The 20240-nt window shown below is 42.3% G+C and carries 19 protein-coding genes; 8 read left to right on the top strand and 11 right to left on the bottom strand.

Features of this window, described 5'->3' with window-relative positions; translation table 11 throughout:
* Positions 1-29 precede the first annotated feature (29 nt).
* Positions 30-1094 carry a peptide chain release factor 1 gene (gene prfA / locus CH373_RS00195; protein ID WP_100711938.1) on the bottom strand — a complete coding sequence of 355 codons (1065 nt, stop codon included), beginning with the start codon at positions 1092-1094 and terminating at the stop codon, positions 30-32.
* 41 nt (positions 1095-1135) lie between these two features.
* Here prfA and CH373_RS00190 point away from each other — a divergent pair, with 41 nt between their 5' ends.
* Both CH373_RS00190 and CH373_RS00185 read left to right on the top strand, forming a co-directional pair.
* Positions 1136-1759, top strand: coding sequence for a hypothetical protein (locus CH373_RS00190; protein WP_100711937.1), 624 nt, complete (start codon positions 1136-1138; stop codon positions 1757-1759).
* A gap of 5 nt (positions 1760-1764) precedes the next feature.
* Positions 1765-2892 carry a hypothetical protein gene (locus CH373_RS00185; protein WP_207761412.1) on the top strand — a complete coding sequence of 376 codons (1128 nt, stop codon included), beginning with the start codon at positions 1765-1767 and terminating at the stop codon, positions 2890-2892.
* A 2-nt stretch (positions 2893-2894) separates the two neighbouring features.
* On the opposite strand, the gene CH373_RS00180 is transcribed toward CH373_RS00185, so the two are convergent.
* From CH373_RS00180 to CH373_RS00155, 6 genes are all read right to left on the bottom strand, one after another.
* Positions 2895-3929 (bottom strand): hypothetical protein, encoded by a 1035-nt coding sequence (locus tag CH373_RS00180; RefSeq protein ID WP_125169840.1) that lies wholly within the window; start codon positions 3927-3929, stop codon positions 2895-2897.
* Positions 3930-3949: 20 nt separating this feature from the next.
* Positions 3950-4417 carry an NUDIX domain-containing protein gene (locus CH373_RS00175; RefSeq protein WP_100711935.1) on the bottom strand — a complete coding sequence of 156 codons (468 nt, stop codon included), beginning with the start codon at positions 4415-4417 and terminating at the stop codon, positions 3950-3952.
* A 36-nt stretch (positions 4418-4453) separates the two neighbouring features.
* Positions 4454-5980 carry an MDR/zinc-dependent alcohol dehydrogenase-like family protein gene (locus CH373_RS00170; RefSeq protein ID WP_100711934.1) on the bottom strand — a complete coding sequence of 509 codons (1527 nt, stop codon included), beginning with the start codon at positions 5978-5980 and terminating at the stop codon, positions 4454-4456.
* Positions 5981-6646, bottom strand: a complete 666-nt coding sequence (locus CH373_RS00165; RefSeq protein ID WP_100711933.1) for a rhomboid family intramembrane serine protease — start codon at positions 6644-6646, stop codon at positions 5981-5983.
* Positions 6643-7338, bottom strand: coding sequence for a TetR/AcrR family transcriptional regulator (locus CH373_RS00160; protein ID WP_100711932.1), 696 nt, complete (start codon positions 7336-7338; stop codon positions 6643-6645). The genes CH373_RS00165 and CH373_RS00160 overlap by 4 nt, the downstream gene beginning before the upstream one ends.
* Positions 7339-7409: 71 nt before the next feature.
* Positions 7410-8306, bottom strand: a complete 897-nt coding sequence (locus CH373_RS00155) for a fructosamine kinase family protein (RefSeq protein ID WP_100711931.1) — start codon at positions 8304-8306, stop codon at positions 7410-7412.
* A 490-nt stretch (positions 8307-8796) separates the two neighbouring features.
* Between CH373_RS00155 and CH373_RS00150 the strand changes: the two genes are divergently transcribed.
* From CH373_RS00150 to purT, 5 genes are all read left to right on the top strand, one after another.
* Positions 8797-9105 (top strand): hypothetical protein, encoded by a 309-nt coding sequence (locus tag CH373_RS00150; protein WP_100711930.1) that lies wholly within the window; start codon positions 8797-8799, stop codon positions 9103-9105.
* 87 nt (positions 9106-9192) lie between these two features.
* Positions 9193-10839: a SulP family inorganic anion transporter gene (locus tag CH373_RS00145; protein WP_100711929.1), complete on the top strand. Its 1647-nt coding sequence runs from the start codon at positions 9193-9195 to the stop codon at positions 10837-10839.
* Between the two features lie 13 nt (positions 10840-10852).
* Positions 10853-12655, top strand: coding sequence for an alginate export family protein (locus tag CH373_RS00140; protein WP_100711928.1), 1803 nt, complete (start codon positions 10853-10855; stop codon positions 12653-12655).
* A gap of 158 nt (positions 12656-12813) precedes the next feature.
* Complete coding sequence (locus tag CH373_RS00135; RefSeq protein WP_100711927.1) at positions 12814-14040, top strand: FecR domain-containing protein; 1227 nt, start codon at positions 12814-12816, stop codon at positions 14038-14040.
* Positions 14041-14128: 88 nt separating this feature from the next.
* Positions 14129-15289, top strand: coding sequence for a formate-dependent phosphoribosylglycinamide formyltransferase (gene purT / locus CH373_RS00130; RefSeq protein WP_100712521.1), 1161 nt, complete (start codon positions 14129-14131; stop codon positions 15287-15289).
* Between the two features lies 1 nt (position 15290).
* Here purT and CH373_RS00125 read toward each other — a convergent pair whose 3' ends face one another.
* Positions 15291-17708: a 1-acyl-sn-glycerol-3-phosphate acyltransferase gene (locus CH373_RS00125; RefSeq protein WP_243393236.1), complete on the bottom strand. Its 2418-nt coding sequence runs from the start codon at positions 17706-17708 to the stop codon at positions 15291-15293.
* 141 nt (positions 17709-17849) lie between these two features.
* Here CH373_RS00125 and CH373_RS00120 point away from each other — a divergent pair, with 141 nt between their 5' ends.
* Complete coding sequence (locus tag CH373_RS00120; RefSeq protein ID WP_165778747.1) at positions 17850-18689, top strand: LIC13411 family adhesin; 840 nt, start codon at positions 17850-17852, stop codon at positions 18687-18689.
* 110 nt (positions 18690-18799) lie between these two features.
* On the opposite strand, the gene CH373_RS00115 is transcribed toward CH373_RS00120, so the two are convergent.
* The 3 genes from CH373_RS00115 to CH373_RS00105 form a co-directional block, all read right to left on the bottom strand.
* Entirely contained in the window at positions 18800-19165 is a 366-nt protein-coding gene (locus tag CH373_RS00115; protein ID WP_100711925.1) for an LIC13410 family lipoprotein, read from the bottom strand.
* A gap of 73 nt (positions 19166-19238) precedes the next feature.
* Positions 19239-19688: a MarR family winged helix-turn-helix transcriptional regulator gene (locus CH373_RS00110; protein ID WP_100711924.1), complete on the bottom strand. Its 450-nt coding sequence runs from the start codon at positions 19686-19688 to the stop codon at positions 19239-19241.
* Positions 19685-20170: a glutathione peroxidase gene (locus tag CH373_RS00105; protein WP_100711923.1), complete on the bottom strand. Its 486-nt coding sequence runs from the start codon at positions 20168-20170 to the stop codon at positions 19685-19687. The genes CH373_RS00110 and CH373_RS00105 overlap by 4 nt, the downstream gene beginning before the upstream one ends.
* Positions 20171-20240 lie beyond the last annotated feature (70 nt).

Genomic DNA, 20240 nt, shown 5'->3' with positions numbered 1-20240 from the left:
CCCATGTTTCTCTGTTCATCTTCCCGGAATTAGACGGTCTGTGCGTTAGCCAATCTTTGTATCCTATCTTCTTCCGTCAATGCACCGATTAAATCGTCTAGATCGCCTTCCATTATTCCAGAAAGATTATGGCTTGTGAAACCGATCCGGTGATCTGTGCATCTTCCCTGGGGAAAATTATAAGTCCGAATTCTTTCGGACCTGTCTCCGGAGCCTACCATCTGTTTTTTTAGTGCATCTGAAGCAACTTTCTTTTCTTCTACTTGTTTTTCTAATATACGAGCTCTCAGAATTCTAAGTGCCTTGGCTTTATTTTTATGTTGTGACTTTTCATCCTGACACGCGACTACGATTCCAGACGGAATATGAGTAATTCTCACTGCAGAGTCAGTCGTATTTACGTGCTGTCCACCTGCACCCGAAGATCGGTACACGTCCACGCGTAGATCACTCTCATTTACTTCTACTTCCGTTTCCTCCGCTTCGGGAAGAACTGCAACTGTTACTGCAGAAGTGTGAATTCGGCCTCCGGATTCAGTGGCTGGTATTCTTTGGACCCTATGAGTCCCTGCTTCGAATTTAAATAAATCATAGGATCTTTCATCTTCGAGTGCAAAAACGATTTCCTTGAACCCGCCGATACCCGTCGGAGAAGTATCGATTATCTCGTACTTAATTCCTCGCTTGTCTGCATACTTCGTATACATGCGGAAAAGGTCCGCTACGAAAAGTCCGGCTTCTTCTCCGCCAGTGCCTGCACGGATTTCTACTAATATGTTTTTTCCAGAATTTGGATCCGGAGGAAGCAGCATAATCTCGAGTTCTTTCGCTAGGGACTCGATTTTTTCGGAGCCTGCTTTTTTCTCATCTTCGTACATACTTCTCATTTCTCCGTCTTTTTCAGTTTTGAGAAGTTCTTCGGCGTCCTTTACATCCTGGATCAGCTTAGTGTACTCTTCGATTTTTTCGTACAGAGGAGTCAGCTGCGACCTCTCTTTGTAGAGTTTCTTCAAAGATTCCGGATCGGAGGTTCTAGTTAGTTCATCCGAGATTTTCAGGTATTTTTGTTGTATTTTTTCAAGTCTGTCTAACATGGAATCCGTATCCCCATTGCCTTAGTACTTCGCTCCCCTACATGGAAAACTACAATTCGATTCTTTTAGACGTTTCCGATAAGATCTTATCTGTTTTATCGGGATTATCATCCTATCGAAGTCCTTATGCAAGGACAATAGGAGATCCTACAGAAATCCTAAATACCTTAGCGACCAAAGCCGCAATTCAAGCAGCCGCCTCTAGCTCGGTTCTTTCTTTTCCCGGCGGAGTTTGGGGCACGGTGGCGCTTGCTCCGGAAGTGTTTTTGACCATGCGAATCCAGGGAAAGTTAGTGAAAGATATCGCAGCACTGTATGGAAAAGAAGCCAGGGTCACCGAGGAAATGATGGCTTATTGTCTTTTCGGAGACCGCACTTCGTTTTTCAAAAACTTACTCCGAGAAACTGGTACAAGAGTTCTAGTTAGACCTTCGACTTGGGAGCTCCTCGGAACCTGTATCCGTAAAATAGCTGAGTCTATGACCGGTTCTGGCCGAAGTGGAAGAAATAGCCGAAAAAGATTTTTTCCGTTCTTGGGGGCGCTTGTCTCAGGTGGTCTGACTTTTACTGAAACCAGGCGTATTGCGGAACGAGCTAAAGCTCTATTTTCAAAAGAAATCTTAGAAATTACAGAAGGGGAAGTTTGGTCTCAGGAATTAGCCTAATCTCAATGCATACAAATCATATTTTTAGAACCATTTTCCAAGTTATTTATCTCATTTTTCTAATCTCCATACTGGGTTCCTGCAAATCAAAACAGGAAAGCTTAATAGAAGAAATCCAGGAACTTTTGGAGGAAGAGAATTACGAGACCGCTGCAGAGACTCTCAAAGGCTACCTCGTAAAGCCTAAATCAGACGATGAGGTGCTTGCCTCAGATAAGCCGGATAGTCCTAGAATCGTAGAACTTTCTCATGATCGAAAAAGGTTGGTTTGGGTTGATGATAGTAAGCTCACGCTCAAGGACATGATGGACGGAAATACGGACAGCACTAATCTGGACGAGGTTCCTGCTTCTGTTGCTGTTTCTCTTAATGCAAATTTTGCACTCGCAGAATATCCGATGCAAAACGGTTGTAGACTGTTCGCGATTTCTTTGAAAGACGGCTCTTTGCACTATGAGTCCGGAGCTCAGATTTCTTGCCGCAACAGAGGCGGAATTCTAGATAACGGTTCTAAAATATTCTATTTTGTTGATAATCAATTGTATGAGGAGAAAACTGAGGAACCGCGAAATCCAAAGTTGTTATTATCCAAGGAAAAAATCGCTCCTCCCTTTCCTAACTTGAAGTCTAGATATTTTCTGTATCCAGTGGGAAGAGATTTCCTACTTTTTTCCGGCAACGGCGGCTCGTATAACATGTACTACTTTCAACCTGAGAAAAAGCAGGTAGAAAAGTTGGACCAAGAGGCAATTAGTCCGCTCCTTTATTATGGGCCGGGAGACACCGCTTTCTATATCGGAGGAAGTATAGGACGATTGCATTTGAGAAGAGTGCACTATGGCAAAGGAAAGCCAACGGTTTCAAAGTTGTTTACTATCAGTCGAAAGGAAATTAACCCTTGGAAGCTTGCTGCTAAGAACGAATTCTTTTCGAACTATTCTGGAAGAGTTCATTTGTGGGGTCCGATGCGTAAAAGCCAAGTTCTTCCTTTGCTTTGCGAACGGACTTGGGTTGTAGAGCCAGAGAGAATTTTATGTGAAAATGAAAATGGAGAACTCTTCCTTTCCGGATTCGAATTCTCAGAAGAAGATTGGACTCTGATGAAGTTGTACGAAGAAGTCCGCAGCAAGTAGATTTACAGATACAGATTGATTAGATAAGGTCCTTTGGCTTCCGGTTTTGGTTCAGGAACGCCGTATCTGGATTTTACAAAACTATTTCCCGGAAAATCGGTTTTGAATCCGGTCCCGGAAAATATTACTTGGGCAGTAGTCTCTAGGTTTGATTGCTTGGCCCAATCTTGAAACAGTCCGTCGTCTTGGACGGATCCTAAAGCGATCCAGCGGGAAACAAAAGTCTTTCGAATCGCTTCGCTTAACGAAGGATCTTTAAAATCTTCCTTAAATAGAAAGCCGAATCTTGCAAAAGGAAATTGGACGATTCCTAGCTTTTCAGTCACCGGAGATACATTTCTAGAAACGCCTTGATTTAGATACTCTCCGAGAGAATTGCTTCGATAATTATCCTTTTTGATTTGAACCAATGAAAAAGTGCCGTCCGGTTTAAATAGAAAGACTTTTTCTTCCCATTTTCCTTCACTCAGTTTTATTTCGGTGCCTTGAATTTCTAAAGGCGGTAATAAGATGGAACCGCCAATGATAAACGCATTATATAATCTTGATAAATTAGAAAAGATTCGAACATAAGTGTCGAACATTTCTTTCGCGATAGAATGCTCTACTTGAACTTTTGTAAAGGAACCATTGCTTAGTTCCCTCCAAGAAATAGAGCGATAAAAACTGACTTTTTCCCAGGCTTCGATTTCGTTCGGAGAGAAAAAGACTTCTCGTCTCTGATCATGCAGGAAGAAATAATTTCCGATTTCGGGAGGATAGACTACGAGCGTGGATTTTTCTATCCAACCCTTTCCCTTTGCGAGTCTCAAGAAAGACTCGATCCAAGCCTCGAATCGATCTTCTCTAGAGTAATACTCAGGATGAAATTCTGGTTGTACCAGGAGTACGTTGCCACCTTTTCGATTAAAACCTACACTCAGGGTCTTTGTTTCCTCGGGATGTCCGATCGACTGAAAGTCGAGATCATTCAAGGGAGATTCGGTTATGTACCAACCGATTCCGAGAAAGATCGGAAAAAGGAAGAGTGAGAGCAAGATATTCCTGCGGAAAGGATTCATAAAATATGCAGTCCTTGTTTTAGAATTCCGTTTTTAATCAAGGGCGCATATTCGGTTTGATACAAACGGACCGCGTCCAACATATAATCGAAGAATAATCCGTGCGGATCATACGTTTGAACGTCAACCCAAGAGATAAAATCGTGTTCTTCTGAAAGTTCGATTTCCCCCTCGATAAACTCTGCATGGTAAGCGATGATGATGCAGGGATGGTCCCCTTCGCTCACTCTGTGCTTGTGCACGAATAAACTTTGTGGATGAACATTGATTTTGCAGCGGTTTCCGAGTTCTTCCAACAGTTCTCTATTTAAACTTTCAATCCAATCACCGAAGAACTCGTCTTCGTTCATACGTCCGCCTGGCAAATCACCATATCCAGATTTGCGATCTCTTAAGATCAAAAACTCAGATCCTTTCCGTAAAAAGACTTTTTGGGTAATTTGAAAAAAGCCGTGATTGTTCAAGGGGAGAATGCTCCAAAAATCTAAACTAGTCCGTCATTATATCTCGGACCTGACAATCACTTTTATCTGCTCCGGTTTTCGCGCTTCTAAATAAGCCTGAGGGAGATCCTTCATTTTAAACTCTGCGCTGATCAATCGCTCGGAAATCGATTTTAAAAAACCCGGACTGGATTTTAGGGCAGCCATTGTTTTTTGAAAATCTCCGCAGCGACTAGAACTTAGGACCCTATCTTTGGAGATCCATTGCAAGAAGGGATGCCCAAAATCAGAAGGAGCTAGATCGGTTACAAAAATGATTCCTCTAGGTCGCAACAAGGAAGGATGATCCTTTTGGTCCGGGCGAATTATCTGATCCAAAAGTGAGATTTGATCTACGATGGAAAAATCGAACCCTCGAACTGGACCGGTAAATTCATTAGAATCCAAAAAATCTTTCGCTTCCGGAACACTTCCCTCATAAACGCGCAGTCCATTCTCTCGCGCTGACTGGATCCAATTTTTTGAAGGTTCGGTTAGCTTTACTTGTTTCGGGAGGAACAGCCATTGATTTGAGCTTTGGTTAACCCCCCAACTTTTCTTCTGGAAATCGGGCGAAAGCTTTGCGATCGAAAATTCATCCACTACGAGTTCCGTCAAATTTTGAATTCCCAGAGATTCTTTTCCGTTCGTAGTCTTTCTATGAATTTGTGAAGAAGAAAGTTGAATGCAATTCTCTAAACCGCTACTTGCACCTGTGGTATCAAAGACTATTTCAGCGAATTCGCTGAGCTCGCCCCAAGTGATTTTCTCGGAAATTTCAGGAGCTTTTGCTGACGAGAATTCACCTAACATGGATTTATCGCTTTCGGTTTTTCCTAAATCCGGAAATGAATAAACTTCGTCTGCCCCCATCGCAAACAGGTGCTCCGTTAATTCTCGGTTTTTGACAATTCCGGCGATTCGAAAATTCAGATTTCTTTGTTTTCGAATGAGATGCAAAGCAGCTATTACCAAGGATCCCAATCTTCTCGGGCCTAATACTGCGATTCTTTTGAGAGGCTTTCTTTCGATGTCGATTGCGACCTCGACTCCGTGATATGAAGCTGCAAACGGTTCCATCAAAACTGCTTCTTTATCTGTAAGCGATTCTACCTCTATTAAAGTTCCAATTGGCGCCAAAAGGTAAGGTCCAAATCCTCCAGGTAACCTGTCAATTCCGAGGACCATCCGATCCGGGCTATGCGTAGGAATCCCGAATCGACTGTATTTGTCTGGAATTCCGCTCCTAGTCGTTGGTGTATCATTTATTTCTAATACATACTTTTTGTTGGTATTCGGGTCCTTTGCAAGTACTTCATGACCTAGGATTTGGGGTAAAGGAAAAGGCAAGAATCTTCGGTCCAGATCTGTTGAACAGATTCCGCAAAGTTCCGTTCTAAGCAATCTGTATCCGGCTCCAAGTTCGAGGTACAACTGGCCGTTTCTGTAGACTTTCCATCCTGTGCTTTCGGATCCTTCTAAAGAGTATTCGCTTAATTGAAAACTATCATCAGCGAAGTAATCGTAGGCTTGGAACTGAATCAATTATCTGGCCCCGACAAAAAATCCAAGTATTAGTAATAATACAACGAAGACCAGGTTCAGGATAAATCCTGTGTGCAATTGTTTGCGCTCTTTATTGTTCAAAAAATACGCCGCAAAAATGACGCTCATGAAACCGCCGATATGCGCCCAATGAGCGACTCTATCTTTTGCAAACAAGTTTACAATATCTGAATACACCATGACCCAAGCTAGACCGAAAACAGGGAAAGGATAATTCTTTTTCTTAATTCGTATCGTAAATGGTGACAATAATGCTGCGACCGCTGCCAACCCAGAAATCGCGCCTGAAGCACCGATCGTTGGCTCTTTATCGCTGAGTATCACTCCTCTGACTAACGAATCTAAGAATCCGGAGATAAGGGCTCCCATGAAAAAGAACAAAAGCCATTTTCCTTTTCCAACTCTGTACTCTACGATACGACCCAAGAAAAAAAGGAAAATCATATTCCAGAAAAGGTGAGTCAAGTCCGCATGAAGGAAGGCCATCCCAATCCAATTCCATGGATAAAATTCGCCCGGACGACTAACAAAAAAAGCTTCTACGACTTCCGGAGAAATGCTTCCCATCGTAAGAAAGAACTGGGAAGCAATGATGATAATTACAAAGCTTAGAGTTAAAGGAAACTCTGTAAGAAAAGATTTCATTCAGAAGTGATTCCCGTGTCTATATACTGTCTTAGGTATGCCTTTAGCATCACTTTCAATTCTAAAAGAATTCTGTCTGCGAGCACTTTATCGGTTTTCTCTCGCATCCAACGGATTAAGACTGCGTCAGTCACCTCTACCATGATTCTAGAAATGATTTCTGCTTCTGCTCGTTCCTTTAAGCCGGGGATCGTGCTCGCAAAAAGCTCAGCCACATTACCAGCGATATAACGATTGTTCTCCCGATCGATTTCTACCAATTCGGGATCCATTTTGATATTCGACCAGAGAGGAACAAATCCCGGCTCATTCAAGTAAAGCTCGGCGAAAGCGTCGATCACGTTGTCAACTAGCTGCTCCCAATCGGATACGAACTTCTCCACATTCAGGAATCCGGAGAACATATCATTCACTCTTTGTAGATGTCTCCTACCCACCGCATTTAAGATGGCGTGCTTGTTTGGATAATATTGGTACAAAGAGCCAATGGGTATTTCTGCCTTTTGCGCGATTAGATTCGTAGTAATTGCATCGGCGCCTACTTCGTCTAACAACGAAGCGACCACATCTAGGATTCTCTGCACACGATCAATCGCCCTCTTTTGTAAGGGAGTTTTTCTTGGTTCCAAGATGGAGGATTTCGATTTTTGAGGAGATTCTATTGCATCCTCTGGTTTGCTTGCTTTAGACAAACGGATCTTCTCCGAGAAACGATATGATATCTACTAGTGAAGAGGATAGGGTGAATCTATCAAGAAAACAATTATACGGATTTATAGTATCTTAAAATATGACGAAGACTTGAAAGGTAGGATGCTCCGAACAAATTGATATGAACTAAAACTGGATAGAGCTGCCAAAACTGGATTCGATCTTTCAAATGATCCGGGTCTTCGATTCCAACTACTGAAAGTATTTCTTGCATTTCCTCCAGATTGATCGGACTTCCAAAAAGTTGCAACATCGCCAAATCCTGCTCGGGATGTGAATATGCCACCGCGGGATCTATCAAATACGCAAAGCCGTTTTTTCCCTGGAGAACGTTTCCCGACCATAGATCTCCATGAACCAATCTAGGTTGTACCCGATTCAGATTCCAATCTTCTGAAAACTTAACGAAAATCTGTCGGATCATTTCCGAATCTTTTTCTGTGATTAATTTTCTAGAGAAAGCCAGCTCGATCTGGCGTTTTAGGCGGTCGTTCCAAAAGAAATCCGTAAATAAACTATGCCAGCTATTCTTTTGGGGCAGTGATCCTATAAAGTTATCTCTCTTCCAGCCCCAGGAGCCAAACTCGACGCGGTACATTAACTTTAAACTTGCGATCAAATCTTGCCGGAAGCCTGCGGAAGAACCCGTTTCTATAAACTCCATTGCGAGTATTGCAAATTTTCCTAGATCTACCGTTCCAAAACATTCAGGGACTCTTACGCCTAACCGATTGAGTTGCAAAAGACCTTCTTCCTCTGCGGAGGCCGCCTCTTTTTGGGGAATCAATTTGACCGCTAATTTTGAATTGTCCTGAAGTCGGACAGAATATAGATCGAATAAACTAGAGGAGTGAAACTGAATGAAAGCTTTTTTCGTAGGCGAGAGAATGCCGAGCCTTTCCAACCCTTCTCGGATGGATTCCTCTATTCCGGCATTCATTAGGGTCATAGACTTCATCCTTCCCTAAATATCTTTTCAGGATTCTATTTTAGAAAATCCGAATTTGCTTCCTATGTATTTCATCGGTTTTAGAAATCCGCACTTTGAGATTTCAGGACGAATAAATAACAATTGCTACACAAGTCCAACCTATTAATCGGACCAGTTTTCTAGCCTCTATGTCTCTTTAAATTATCCAATTCAAGGTCGATTTGGTCATTTTGTTCTGCTAAAATAGGCGCACTTATTTTTGTTTTTTGCAAACTGTGAAACCTTCGTTTCGGAAGATTGGGTCAGATGGGCGACCGAGAGGATTCATAAAAACCCGGTTTTTAATCTTTCGGTTCTTCTTTTTTCGTAAATCGCTTCACAATCAATATTATATTTCATTTCCGCCTTGACTGAGCTGATTGCTCTAAGGACCGTTATCATTGCGAGAGCGGTTTCCCTACCTGTGAATATTCTATTTTGTCTGAGAAAATCGAGGGTGTTTTTGACAATGATTGCTGCAATCATTTCAATTGCTCTACTTTTCGTTTCAACTAGTCATTCCTCCGCAAACTATATCAGCGGATTTCCTTCTGAGACAGAAACTGAAAACGCTTGGAACGAGGCTGAATCCTCTTTTCCTGAATGGGCATTATTTCAAATTATTGATCAGATCGCGTACTGGATCAATCCCAAGGAGCTACTTGATTTACAATTCGGTAAGGTCCACCTATCGAATCGATTGGGATTACCCGATTTTACAAATCTAGTACTAATATCCGCAAAATACATCAATCTACCACCGCCTTCCTTCTCCTAATTTAGAGAATTTTAATCTAAACCCTTTTCAAGTGAAAAAGGGAGTTCAAGCTTCCGCAGCTGGTTTGCGGGAAAATTAGGAGAAAAAATGAGCTCGAGTACTCAACATCAAACAAAGAATATTGTTCGCCCTAAGGATTGGATCCAAGGGCTAAGGGAAAACTGGAAGTCAGATATTATTTCAGGATTTGTAATATTCCTGATTGCACTTCCACTATGTATCGGAATTGCAATTGCTTCAGGTGCTCCACCGATGGCCGGAATTCTATCCGGCATCGTGGGGGGGATGATTGTTTCTCTAATAAGTGGGTCCTACGTAACAATTAACGGACCTGCTGCTGGCCTAATCGTCATCGTTCTTGGATCGATAGAAGCATTAGGTAAAGGTGATATGGCCGCGGGATTTAAATATACTCTCGCTGCCACCGTAATCGCAGGTTTATTCCAAATCGGTCTGTCTTTTTTGAGAGCCGGAACCTTAGCAAACCTGTTTCCCTCTGCAGTAATTCACGGAATGTTGGCTGCAATCGGAGTGATTATCTTTATTAAACAATTCAGTGTGGCTTTAGGCGCAGCTGTTGTTTCAAAGTCGATTCCCGGTTTAATTTCAGAAATGCCATCTAACATATTGAACTTGAATCCTGAGGTCGCCCTAATTGGGATCTTGAGCATTATTATTGTGTTTGGCCTTCCTGCATTACCTTGGGCGGTTACCAAGAAAATTCCAGCTCCCCTTTTAGTTGTTACTATCGCGATGATATTCGCTTGGTTTTTCGGCTTTGCGCAAGAACACCAGTATGAATTTTTCGGAAAACAATACTCGGTAGGTCCTAAGAGCCTTGTAAATATTCCTTCCGGATTCATCGAAGGATTGACTGCGCCGGACTTTGGAATCATTGGAACTTTTGATTTTTGGAAACAAGTCTTTGCAATTACTCTAGTCGCGAGTCTTGAGTCCCAATTGACGGTTACCGCTATTGACAAGCTGGATCCTTATCGTAGGCAATCCAACTTGAACCTTGAATTGTTCGCTAAAGGTGTTGGTAATTCCATTCTCGGTATGATCGGGGGATTGCCAATTATTGCAGAGGTCGTTCGTTCTTCTGCGAATATCAATAACGGAGCCAAAACTCGTTGGTCGAATTTCTTCCACGGATTCTTCCTTTTCAGCTTTATTCTGCTTATCCCCGGGGTAGTCAGAATGATTCCTTTGGCTGCGCTGGCCGCCATTCTGATTGTAACTGGGTATAGACTCTCTATCCCTGAGTTGAAAAAAACTTGGAAAGTAGGAATCGATCAAGTATTGATCTTCTTTATTACGATTATCTTTACCGTATCTGTGGATCTTTTAGTAGGTATCGGAGTCGGTGTACTCGCAAAAATTGCATTCCATTTTGTGAATGTTCTGTTACCGAAAAATATAACAATCAACGACTTCTTTACTGCTCGATATTCGCTCGAAACCAAAGGTGATAAAACCAAGGTTAGCGTAGAAGGATTGGCCGTATTCTTTAACTTTCTGAGCTTGAGAACCGCCCTATACAACTTGGAGAAGAAAAAGGAAGTAGAGATCGATATCTCTGGGCTCCTTTTCTTGGATCATACAGTGATGGAGAATTTACTCTCCTTTTGCGAAAGATACCAAGAGGACGGCGGAAAAGCAAAGATCGTAGGTATGGAAGCATCCAAACCGCTTTGGCACCATCCGGCAGCCGGTCGTAAAAAAGTTTCTTAATTCGGTATCAACCATGAAGACAATTCAATTGTTGCGGAAAGAGCTAAATGCTCTTTCCGTAAAATCGATTCAGATAGTTTGCACGGGTGCTTTGCTTCTACTGATTCCGAATCTTTTTCAGATTTCGGTTGCGCAAGAAAAGAATACGAGCCCTGAAAAAGTTGCGCCTTCTGAAAAGGGAACGGCGGCTGCCACCGCGCCGGCAGCGACGCCTGAGGAGCAACCTTACCAAAGTCCCTGGAAGAAAGACGGAATCCCTACAGACTATTTAAAGAACATACTGCTTCCCGCAGAACAGACGAAGGCAGTTTCTAAAAATCAGAAAGCTTGGGTGACAGACTATCTCAGAGTTGGTCTGCTCGTCCGACCAAGATTTGAAGCAAAGGATAACGGAGACTTTAATAAGAAGACTGACGATTCTTATCAGTTTACTGGTCAGACTTCTCAAGTTTGGTTTTTACTCGATCCATCACCGTATTACACGATCAAAGTTACGATTCAGGATATGCGGGTATGGGGAGGAACTCAGTCTGCTTCCGTAGGGGATAACAGGCGTTATGCGTTTGCAGAAGCTGGTACACAATTTGGAAATCCTGGCGACAAAGGTGTTGCTCAGAATAATACCTTCCTCCGTGAAGGCTGGGTACTTTTGAAGAATCTGCCTGTTCCTGTGAACGTACAAATCGGAAGGATGGCGTTCACTTATGGAGACCAAAGGATGATCGGAGTGGCCAACTGGTTGCACAATGCTCTTTCCTTTGATGGTGTCAGATTCATTTATGAGAGCGATTTACTTTCGTTGCACGCCTTCGCCACCCAAATCACGGAACAAACCAACGGTCCAAACGGGTTGTTGACTGCGAACGGAACCAAGAATGGGTCGATTAACGATTCTTATTTCTACGGAACCTACAACAGCATTAAGACAAAACCAATTTGGATTGATCTCTATGCTATCTCCTATTCCAAAAAATGGCTTCCGGCTCCGGGGGCTGTCACTACCCAAGATAGACTCCGTCAGCAAGACAACATTAATATCGCGGGATTTCGTATAACAAATCGTACTGTTAATGGACAAACCATCGCGAAAGAAGACAGATGGGATTGGACTTTCGAGTCTGCATGGCAGTACGGAAGCACTGGATTACGGACCACCGATGATTGGTATTTCCAAGGTGTGAAATCCGGCGGAAAAGATGTCGGAACAAAAAACCAATATTACTCCGGACAGTTTCACTACTTCTCAACCGGATATAAAGTGTTGGATTCACTGCGTTTAGGCGTTCAGTATTCTTACGCCTCTGGTGATAGAAATAGAACGGACGCGAGCGCCTCAGGCTGGAATAATTTATTTATGCCGAGACATTCTACCTTTAACCCTTGGAATAATATCAACGGGCAAGCGGAAATGGTAGGATGGTCGAACGCCCGATCTTATTCCTTTCACATAAACTACAAAACGGAAAAAATGGGAGAGTTTATGTTTGTTGCTTGGGATCACTACAAAGCCGCAGCACAAGACGCTTGGTATTCCGCTGGGGGAGGACAACAAAAGGGGTTAAGTACTGAAGATCCTTCGAACAATCCTTGGAACCGAAAGACTACTTTGGGAAGACGATTGCTATTGGAGTATGATTTCACTTGGATCTACACATGGCACGATAACGTTTCCATTTGGGCAGGCTTTTCTCTCATGAAGGCGCAAGACGCGATTAGAAATATCCGTAATAACGCTTCAGACCCAAATCCGGACAATCGTTATACCTTTGATGGAACAGCCAAATTCTATTATTTAATGGTCGCGGCTTCGTTTTAGCGATTACCGGTTCAATAAACGTTAGTGTTATTTAAGCCCGGATTTTCCGGGCTTTTTTATTGCTAAGTGTAAAAATAATCGTATCAGCTTGTTCTTTTTCATATAACATTCCCTCAAATTTAAATACATGATTCTATGAAAGTTAGGCGGCACAACTTATGAAACGGATGATACAATTACAGTTTGTGAAAAGGAAGTACGCTGCGTTTGCAGTTTTTACTTTAGTCGCGTTTTGCATTTCTTCCTGTTCGTTCTTCTCAATTTTATTCTCGAAATACGACTCAAATCAATCCGTAGGTATGGTCGTGATCTTTCACGCGGGGCCTGTGCAAATTCTTCGTTCCGGAAAAAAATTACAGATACAAACAGGAACGGTGCTCAAGGAAAACGACGAGATCTCTACTCAGAGCGGCACCATGGACCTTCAATCGGTAGAAGGTCATATACTTAGAATCAAATCATTTACAAAGTTATCGCTTAACAAAATTGCTCATCAGCAAAATTCGGAAACTTCTTTGGCTCTCAAGATAGGAAGTGTTTTAGTCAAAGCCAATAAACTAGACTCAAAGGAATCGTTTAAAGTTTCGGGACCTACTGCGATCGCTGCGGTCAGAGGAACTTCTTTTTCCTTTGATGTAGTCGAAGGAGAGTTACCTAAAATAAAGGTGTACGAAGGCTTGGTCGCTATGACTTTGAAATTTCCTTCTGATAAGGAAATTTCCTCAGAATCGATCGCTCAAAAGCCCTTGTACCAAAAATTCACGAAGCTATTGGAAAATTACGAAGTCGTAATTTCAGAAAACGAATCTGCTGAAGTAAAACCGGAGTTTGACGAATTAGTTCAACTGATTTTGACCAGACTTGAATCGAAGAATCTAAAGGAAGACGAAGTTCACTTGAGTGAGGAAGCGCTTGGAAATTCATTCGCGAAAGCGAGTTTTAAGCCGGCTCCTCAGGAGAAAGCAGAATTAGAAACAATCGTACAACTGGAGCAAAAGCATATAGATCAAGCTCTGGAATTGGACCAAAAGGCTCTGAAATCCGAAGAAGCATCTGCTGCACAAGGCGAAGCGACTGAACTAACCAAAAAATTGGAAGCAGATTACAACGATAGAATCGATCAGTCTTTGACTAGAATTGAAGAAGACGCAAAAAGCCAAAAGCTCGATTCAGAAGAAGATATACGAGAATTTTATAATGTGTTAGAGATCATTCATAAATCGGATAACACTTTGATTAGCGGAGCAATCGTAACTCAAGTGGGAGATACTTTGATTGTGCATTCGCCGAAGGGAGTATTTCGATTAGATAAGAATTTAGTCGATTTTGTGGATTATAAAAATTTCAATATAGTCACCAAGAAGAAACAGAAATCCGAGAAGTAAATTCTCAGAAAGGCGGGTATCCGTTTGTTTGCCCGCCGTTTTTTCCTTCCCTTCTATCCTAGCAGTAGAATTCTTTTCCCATAGGTTTATGAAGAAAAAGATCCTACTCTTGGGCTCAGGCGAGCTCGGAAAAGAATTTGTAATCGCTGCGCAAAGATTGGGCCAGCACGTAGTGGCCGTGGACAGTTACGAAGGAGCTCCTGCAATGCAAGTAGCCCACGAATTCGAAGTAATTGATATGTTAAACGGCGATGCTTTGGACAAAATAGTCACAAAACATCGACCGGATATAATCGTTCCGGAAATCGAAGCGATACGAACGGAAAGATTCTACGAGTATGAAAAGCAAGGCTACCAAGTAGTGCCGAGTGCAAAGGCGGCAAATTACACGATGAATCGAAAATCGATTCGTGATCTTGCAGCCAAGGAGATTGGAGTCAAAACAGCCAAATATCTTTACGCGAACAGTCTGCCCGAATTGCAAAATGCGGTCACTCAGTTGGGATTGCCTTGTGTTGTAAAACCTCTCATGTCTTCTTCTGGAAAAGGGCAGTCGGTAATCCGGACGGAACAAGAAATCGAGACAGCTTGGATTGCATCTCAGACCAAGGGAAGAACCGGAGCCTCGGAAATTATTGTCGAGGAATTCATCCCTTTTGATTCGGAGATCACTCTTTTGACCGTGACTCAGAAATCCGGAAAGACGCTCTTCTGTCCTCCTATCGGTCACCGTCAAGAAAGAGGTGATTATCAAGAGAGTTGGCAACCAGCAGAGATCACAGACCAGCAGTTAAACCAAGCCCAGGATATGGCAGCGCGAGTTACAAAGGAATTGGGTGGAACCGGAATCTGGGGAGTGGAATTTTTTCTGACAAAGGATGAGGTCTATTTCTCTGAGCTTTCTCCCAGACCTCACGATACCGGCATGGTCACACTTGCAGGAACTCAAACTTTCAGTGAGTTTGAACTGCACCTACGAGCAATTCTCGGATTACCAATCCCTGAAATCCAGCTTGTTCGTAAAGGAGCCAGCGCTGTAATCTTATCTGATTCAGAAGGAAAAGTGCCTGAAGTACGCGGTCTTGATATCGCAGCAGAAATGCCCGAATCCGATTTCCGAATTTTCGGAAAACCGGTCACTCGAAAATACCGACGAATGGGAGTCGCGCTCGCTTATTCTGACTCAGGGGAATCGATTAGCTCTTTGAGAAAGAGAGCAGTGCTAGTGGCCTCAAAGGTTAAGGTGTAGTCTAGGTCGGGTCTGGAACCATATTCCCGTAATAGGTTAGAAGTTCCCAGTCTACTGCTTTCAAAAAATCTGATTCTACTTTCACGAAGGATCTGGATTTCAGAACTCTAATTCCTCGCTCGAAAATTTCCTCTGTATCTCGAGTGAGGTAATTTCCTTTTCGGGAAAGTATGGTTTCCGCAATCAGTGATTTGAGATCTTCCAGGGAAATATCTCCACCGGATTCCAATAGCAGTTTTGCGATTAATTGATTGGGCAGAATACGATGGTGTGCCTGCCAAGACCTAGTAATTTCGAGTGAGATCGAAAGAGTTGGATCATCTTCGTGAATATAACGAGAGACTGGAATTGGTTCACACAAATCCATGAATACTTCGGTTCTTTTAAACAAGAAGTCCCTAAAAGAAAGATGATCTTCTTTTCCAGTGAATTCTAAGTCTTCAGGCACATTTTCGTACGAAAGAACAATTGGAACCACAAGTACTTCGCTGCCAGTGTGTTTATAGGCTTCGACCGATGTGGAGAGGATTCCTGTCTTGATAGGTATGATTCCGCCGGTTCTAGACCTTGTTCCTTCCGGATAGACCAAAGTAGGAATTCCAGCTTCTAACATTAAAGTTGAATATTGTGTCAAACACTCGAGATAGAGCAAGTTTCTGTTTCTCTTACGATCCACCATGTAAGCTCCCAGAGCTTTTAGCACTCTCGCCAAACCCGGACTCGCCATTACCTTTTTGTCAGCCGCATATCTTGGCACAGGAAGACCGAGCCATCTGAGTCCAAAAGCGACTTCGATGGAATCTAAATGAGATCTGTGAGTCGGTGTATATAAAATATCGTACCTAGTTGCTAGAGATTTGATTTCCTTTACAAAACCTCCGATTTTAGGAAGTCCACCGCCTGGCTTAAATCCGCTAATCGCAAATCTGGTAGGTGCTACCAAATGTATGAGCATTTCCCTAAAGAATGGATTGTAAGCGTCTGCAATTTCGTGGACATAAAACTCGACGATTTTTTCCAAATCCCGTACATTCAATTTTTCGAATGAATAGTCTGCTTCTTCCCAGAGCTGAATTTCTCTTGGCAAAAGCGCGAGATCAGTACTCGAGTTCTCTTCTTTTGCTTCTTCGTATCTTTTGTTCAAAGATTTTACGATTAGCTTTGCTTGCCTCAGGATCCTCTCAGTCATGCCTGGCTGAGAGTTGATATGTCTGAGTACTCTTTGGCAGAGAGCCTGTTGGAATTCGTTTCCGGAAGCTAAGGAGAGCCCAGCTCTCTTTCCTGCTACTTTCGAAATATGTCTTACATCGTTAGTGGTCGACTTAGAAACAAATCGTATCAACTCGGCGGGGGAAACTTTTCGAGTGAGTATCTCAAACAGTACCGTAAATAATGGCAACTCTATCCCTTTTTCCTGCGCTAAGTCCAGAATAGTAGAAAGGGAATATGCTCCTTCCACATGAGATTCGCTCTGACTCACTTCTTTTTGGATGAATTCTCTGGGATTAAAAAAGAGTTCTATTCGTTCTAGTAGGTTTGGTTGGTCTTCACCAGAAATCAACTTTCTAACAAATCTTTGGCCGTATGCTCTATTTCGACTAGAGTGAGAAGTAGATGTGGTAATTAAATCTGCGAGTCCGAATTCCAGAATAGATTCTGCGGATAAATTCAATGCGTTCAGAAGATTTAGTATTTCAGAAAAACCTAAACTGATTAGCTCTCCTTCGAAATTGCTCCCGCATTCCGGAATTCCACTTGCAATTCCGCACGCAATTGCGATCGGATTTTTCATTACACCGGATAATTCCAGACATTTCACATCCTCGAAAGTCTTGGAGTGACATCTTGAAGCAGAAAAAAATTCCTCCACGATGGACGAGGCTGCCTCTCCAGTCGATGCTACGGAAAAAAAACTATGCTGATTCTGCCTCATTTCCAGCAATAGATTCGGTCCAGCGATTGCTGCGTATTCTATCTGCAAATCCGAATCTTCAGTGGCTCTGGCTACATAGTCTGAAAAAGTAATGCATCCGGTTTTCTTTCGCGTCGAAGTAGAAACTACTCCTTTAGTGAATGAAAGCACAATATGAGATTCTTCGGGAGAGACAGTAGTGCAGATTCTATCGATGACATTTTCCATCAGTCTAGAAGGAACGGCCAAGACGATGATCCAAGGCCCTGCACTCAAAAAATCAAAATCATAGACTACTTCAATGTTGGGAGGTAGCGGAACTGTTTCATCTAGGAGAGCTGCCGATCTTTCTCTTTGCATGCGTTCCGCTTTTTTGCGATCTGCATACCATAAATATATTTGCTCGGATTTATCTGAGAGAAAGGTAGATAGATGGATCCCCATAGGACCTCCACCTAAGACTGCAATCCTGCCTTTGAAAGTTGATTCTAAGAAAGAAGCATTCATCTCAGTTTCCATTTTCCATCGGCTTTCTATTTCGGATACTATTCTGCATTTCCCTGAAAAAAACCAATAAATCTACTTTTGCAGTTTTGCAGTTGCGTCTAGCTGAAGCAAGGAGACTCTAGTGCGAAACCGAAGTTTGAGATGAAATTTGCCTGTAACAAGTCAAACCAGAAGATTTCCGGTTCGAGAATCTTTTCGATTCGATCTACAATTTCTATTCTTATTTTCCTTTTTTTCTGCAATTGTGCGACATACTGGTCCCAGAGAAAAAACGATTTAGGCGACGTTTTTACAGTTGGAGTTGAAAACCCGGGCTACGGTCTAGGACTTAGGCTTGGTCCACTTGCGGCAGGATTTGTTTTTCAAGGTGGTGAAACTCAACCGGGAAAAAAAGATCTGGGAAAGGGTTTCGGACTAAGAGGAGGTACAGTCGGTCGCTATCGATCTCAACAACTGATCTTTGGAATTCTCGGGAGCGAGAAATTTCATCCGATGCCCAAGGATCTAAACGAAGCAACACCCAGTATTTCTTCCCCTAAAAAAGAAGAGGCGCACGAAAATCAAGTAGGCGAAGGATCCAAGTCCGAGGCAGGACTTTTATTTCCGGAACTTCCTGATTCTGGTGAACTCGAAGCAATTGATCCGACCGAAGGCTTAGACGAAAGAAAAAGAGCCAAAAGCTATGATCTGCGTTATTTAAGATTTTATCATATTCCAGTTGCAGAACGCAGGCGAAAGAAAAAGGAAGAATTCTTCAGAAGATACGTCGAGAATTTGGATCCTGAACAGAGAAATCCAGCGATCCAGGCGTTTTTGGCTCAGAATCGGAACAACAAGGATGACTATCCCAAGGCATTCTTATACGAAATCGAACTCTATGTTGGACTCTATGTTGGACTTCGAGTAGGTTTCAATCCGGCCGAGCTACTGGATTTTTTATTCGGAATTTTCGGCTTGGATCTATTGGAAGACGATCTCTGAATTAAATGTGCTGACATTTAATTCAGTATTTACTCTGCAGAAACAAAAAAGCCACTGTTAAGCACAGCGGCTTTTTTAGATTACTTTCCTATTTTAAGAATTCTAAATTCTTAAAGTTTGTATTCGTACTTCTTAATCACTCCCTTTTTGTCGACGGTGACTCGAATAAATTTCGTATCATCATTCACGCTGGAAGGTTTTTCGGCTAAGGTTTTATAAGAATTCTTTTGGTAATTCGTGGATTCGAAGTACCATTCTAAAACCGCACCATCTTGGGTGTTCACTTCTACAGTCGGAGTTCCAAGAACTGCTTCTGCCTTGATCCGCTTGTCTCCCTCTTTTACCATGGAAGCCTCTACAACTCGGATGTCTGAATTTGGTAGATAAGCTGGCTCTGATTTTTTTGAATCCGAGGAACAGGCTCCTAAGTAGAGGATCGAACCAATTAAAAGAGATGCGGAAAGAAATTTTTTCATTCTAAGCTCCTTGGTGTCTGAATCGAGACACAATTTGAAAAGCCGGTCTATTCTCTTGAAGCAAAAAGATTTGTCACGCCGAATTTCCGACTCGACTTCTCAGCAATTCCAGGAGTTCGTCCAGGCCTTTTTTCAATCGAATAATTCTTTCTTCCGTTAGACCGGATTCTTGCAGCAAACGTTCCGGAACGCAAGAAGCTCTTTTTTCTAATTCCTTTCCTTTATCTGTTAGCTTTACCACCAGAGACCGTTCGTCAAAGGTGGATCTGCTCCTGGTCAAAAGACCTTCTAATTCCATTTTTTTTAATAAAGGGGTGAGAGTACCCGAATCAAGGATCAATCTTTCTCCGATGTCCTTTAGAGGAATACTGTCTTGTTCCCAAAGCACCAGTAGCACCAAATATTGGGGATAAGTAAGTCCTAACTCCTCTAAGAGTGGTCTGTATAAACTAGTAACCACTCTAGAGGAAGCATACAAAGGAAAGCAGATTTGCTTGTCCAGGCGTAGTACGTTTTCTTTCACTTTAATAAAAGCTCTTTGATTTCTTTATCAATTTTTTCCGGAGTCGTAGTCGGAGCGAATCTTTTGACCACTTTTCCTTGCTTATCGATCAAGAATTTTGTAAAGTTCCAACGGATTGATTTTCCTAAAATCCCAGGTGCTTGGTTTTTCAAAAATTGAAATACTGGATGAGTTTTATCCCCATTGACTTCTATCTTTTTGAAGAGTGGAAAATTTACTCCGTAGTTCACCTGGCAGAAAGATTGGATTTCTTTATCTGATCCTGGTTCTTGGTGACCAAATTGGTCACAAGGAAATCCTAACACTTCCAGACCGGATGCTTTGTGTTTATCATAAATTTCTTGTAAACCTTTGTACTGTGGTGTGAATGCGCACTCACTTGCGGTATTTACAATCAATAGCACTTTGCCTTTGTAATCTGAGAGATACTTCTCTTTTCCATTGTTTAGTGTTGCAGTAAGTTCATATAAGCTTTCGGACATGCTTGTTTCTCCTTTCCGCATAAAGATTGTATACAATTTAATTTTGTCAAATCTTTTTGCTCCCAAATTG

The organism is Leptospira perolatii (assembly GCF_002811875.1).
In the GTDB taxonomy this organism is placed as follows: Bacteria; Spirochaetota; Leptospiria; order Leptospirales; family Leptospiraceae; genus Leptospira_B; species Leptospira_B perolatii.
This window is presented reverse-complemented; position numbering and strand designations above follow the sequence as displayed.

What these genes read in the sequence shown, in the direction of transcription:
- prfA (WP_100711938.1), bottom strand. Translation starts at nt 1,094, where the DNA reads ATGTTAGACAGACTTGAAAAAATACAACAAAAATACCTGAAAATCTCG.
- CH373_RS00190 (WP_100711937.1), top strand. Translation starts at nt 1,136, where the DNA reads ATGGAAAACTACAATTCGATTCTTTTAGACGTTTCCGATAAGATCTTA.
- CH373_RS00185 (WP_207761412.1), top strand. Translation starts at nt 1,765, where the DNA reads ATGCATACAAATCATATTTTTAGAACCATTTTCCAAGTTATTTATCTC.
- CH373_RS00165 (WP_100711933.1), bottom strand. Translation starts at nt 6,646, where the DNA reads ATGAAATCTTTTCTTACAGAGTTTCCTTTAACTCTAAGCTTTGTAATT.
- CH373_RS00155 (WP_100711931.1), bottom strand. Translation starts at nt 8,306, where the DNA reads ATGACCCTAATGAATGCCGGAATAGAGGAATCCATCCGAGAAGGGTTG.
- CH373_RS00150 (WP_100711930.1), top strand. Translation starts at nt 8,797, where the DNA reads ATGATTGCTGCAATCATTTCAATTGCTCTACTTTTCGTTTCAACTAGT.
- CH373_RS00145 (WP_100711929.1), top strand. Translation starts at nt 9,193, where the DNA reads ATGAGCTCGAGTACTCAACATCAAACAAAGAATATTGTTCGCCCTAAG.
- CH373_RS00140 (WP_100711928.1), top strand. Translation starts at nt 10,853, where the DNA reads ATGAAGACAATTCAATTGTTGCGGAAAGAGCTAAATGCTCTTTCCGTA.
- CH373_RS00135 (WP_100711927.1), top strand. Translation starts at nt 12,814, where the DNA reads ATGAAACGGATGATACAATTACAGTTTGTGAAAAGGAAGTACGCTGCG.
- purT (WP_100712521.1), top strand. Translation starts at nt 14,129, where the DNA reads ATGAAGAAAAAGATCCTACTCTTGGGCTCAGGCGAGCTCGGAAAAGAA.
- CH373_RS00125 (WP_243393236.1), bottom strand. Translation starts at nt 17,708, where the DNA reads ATGAATGCTTCTTTCTTAGAATCAACTTTCAAAGGCAGGATTGCAGTC.
- CH373_RS00120 (WP_165778747.1), top strand. Translation starts at nt 17,850, where the DNA reads ATGAAATTTGCCTGTAACAAGTCAAACCAGAAGATTTCCGGTTCGAGA.
- CH373_RS00115 (WP_100711925.1), bottom strand. Translation starts at nt 19,165, where the DNA reads ATGAAAAAATTTCTTTCCGCATCTCTTTTAATTGGTTCGATCCTCTAC.
- CH373_RS00105 (WP_100711923.1), bottom strand. Translation starts at nt 20,170, where the DNA reads ATGTCCGAAAGCTTATATGAACTTACTGCAACACTAAACAATGGAAAA.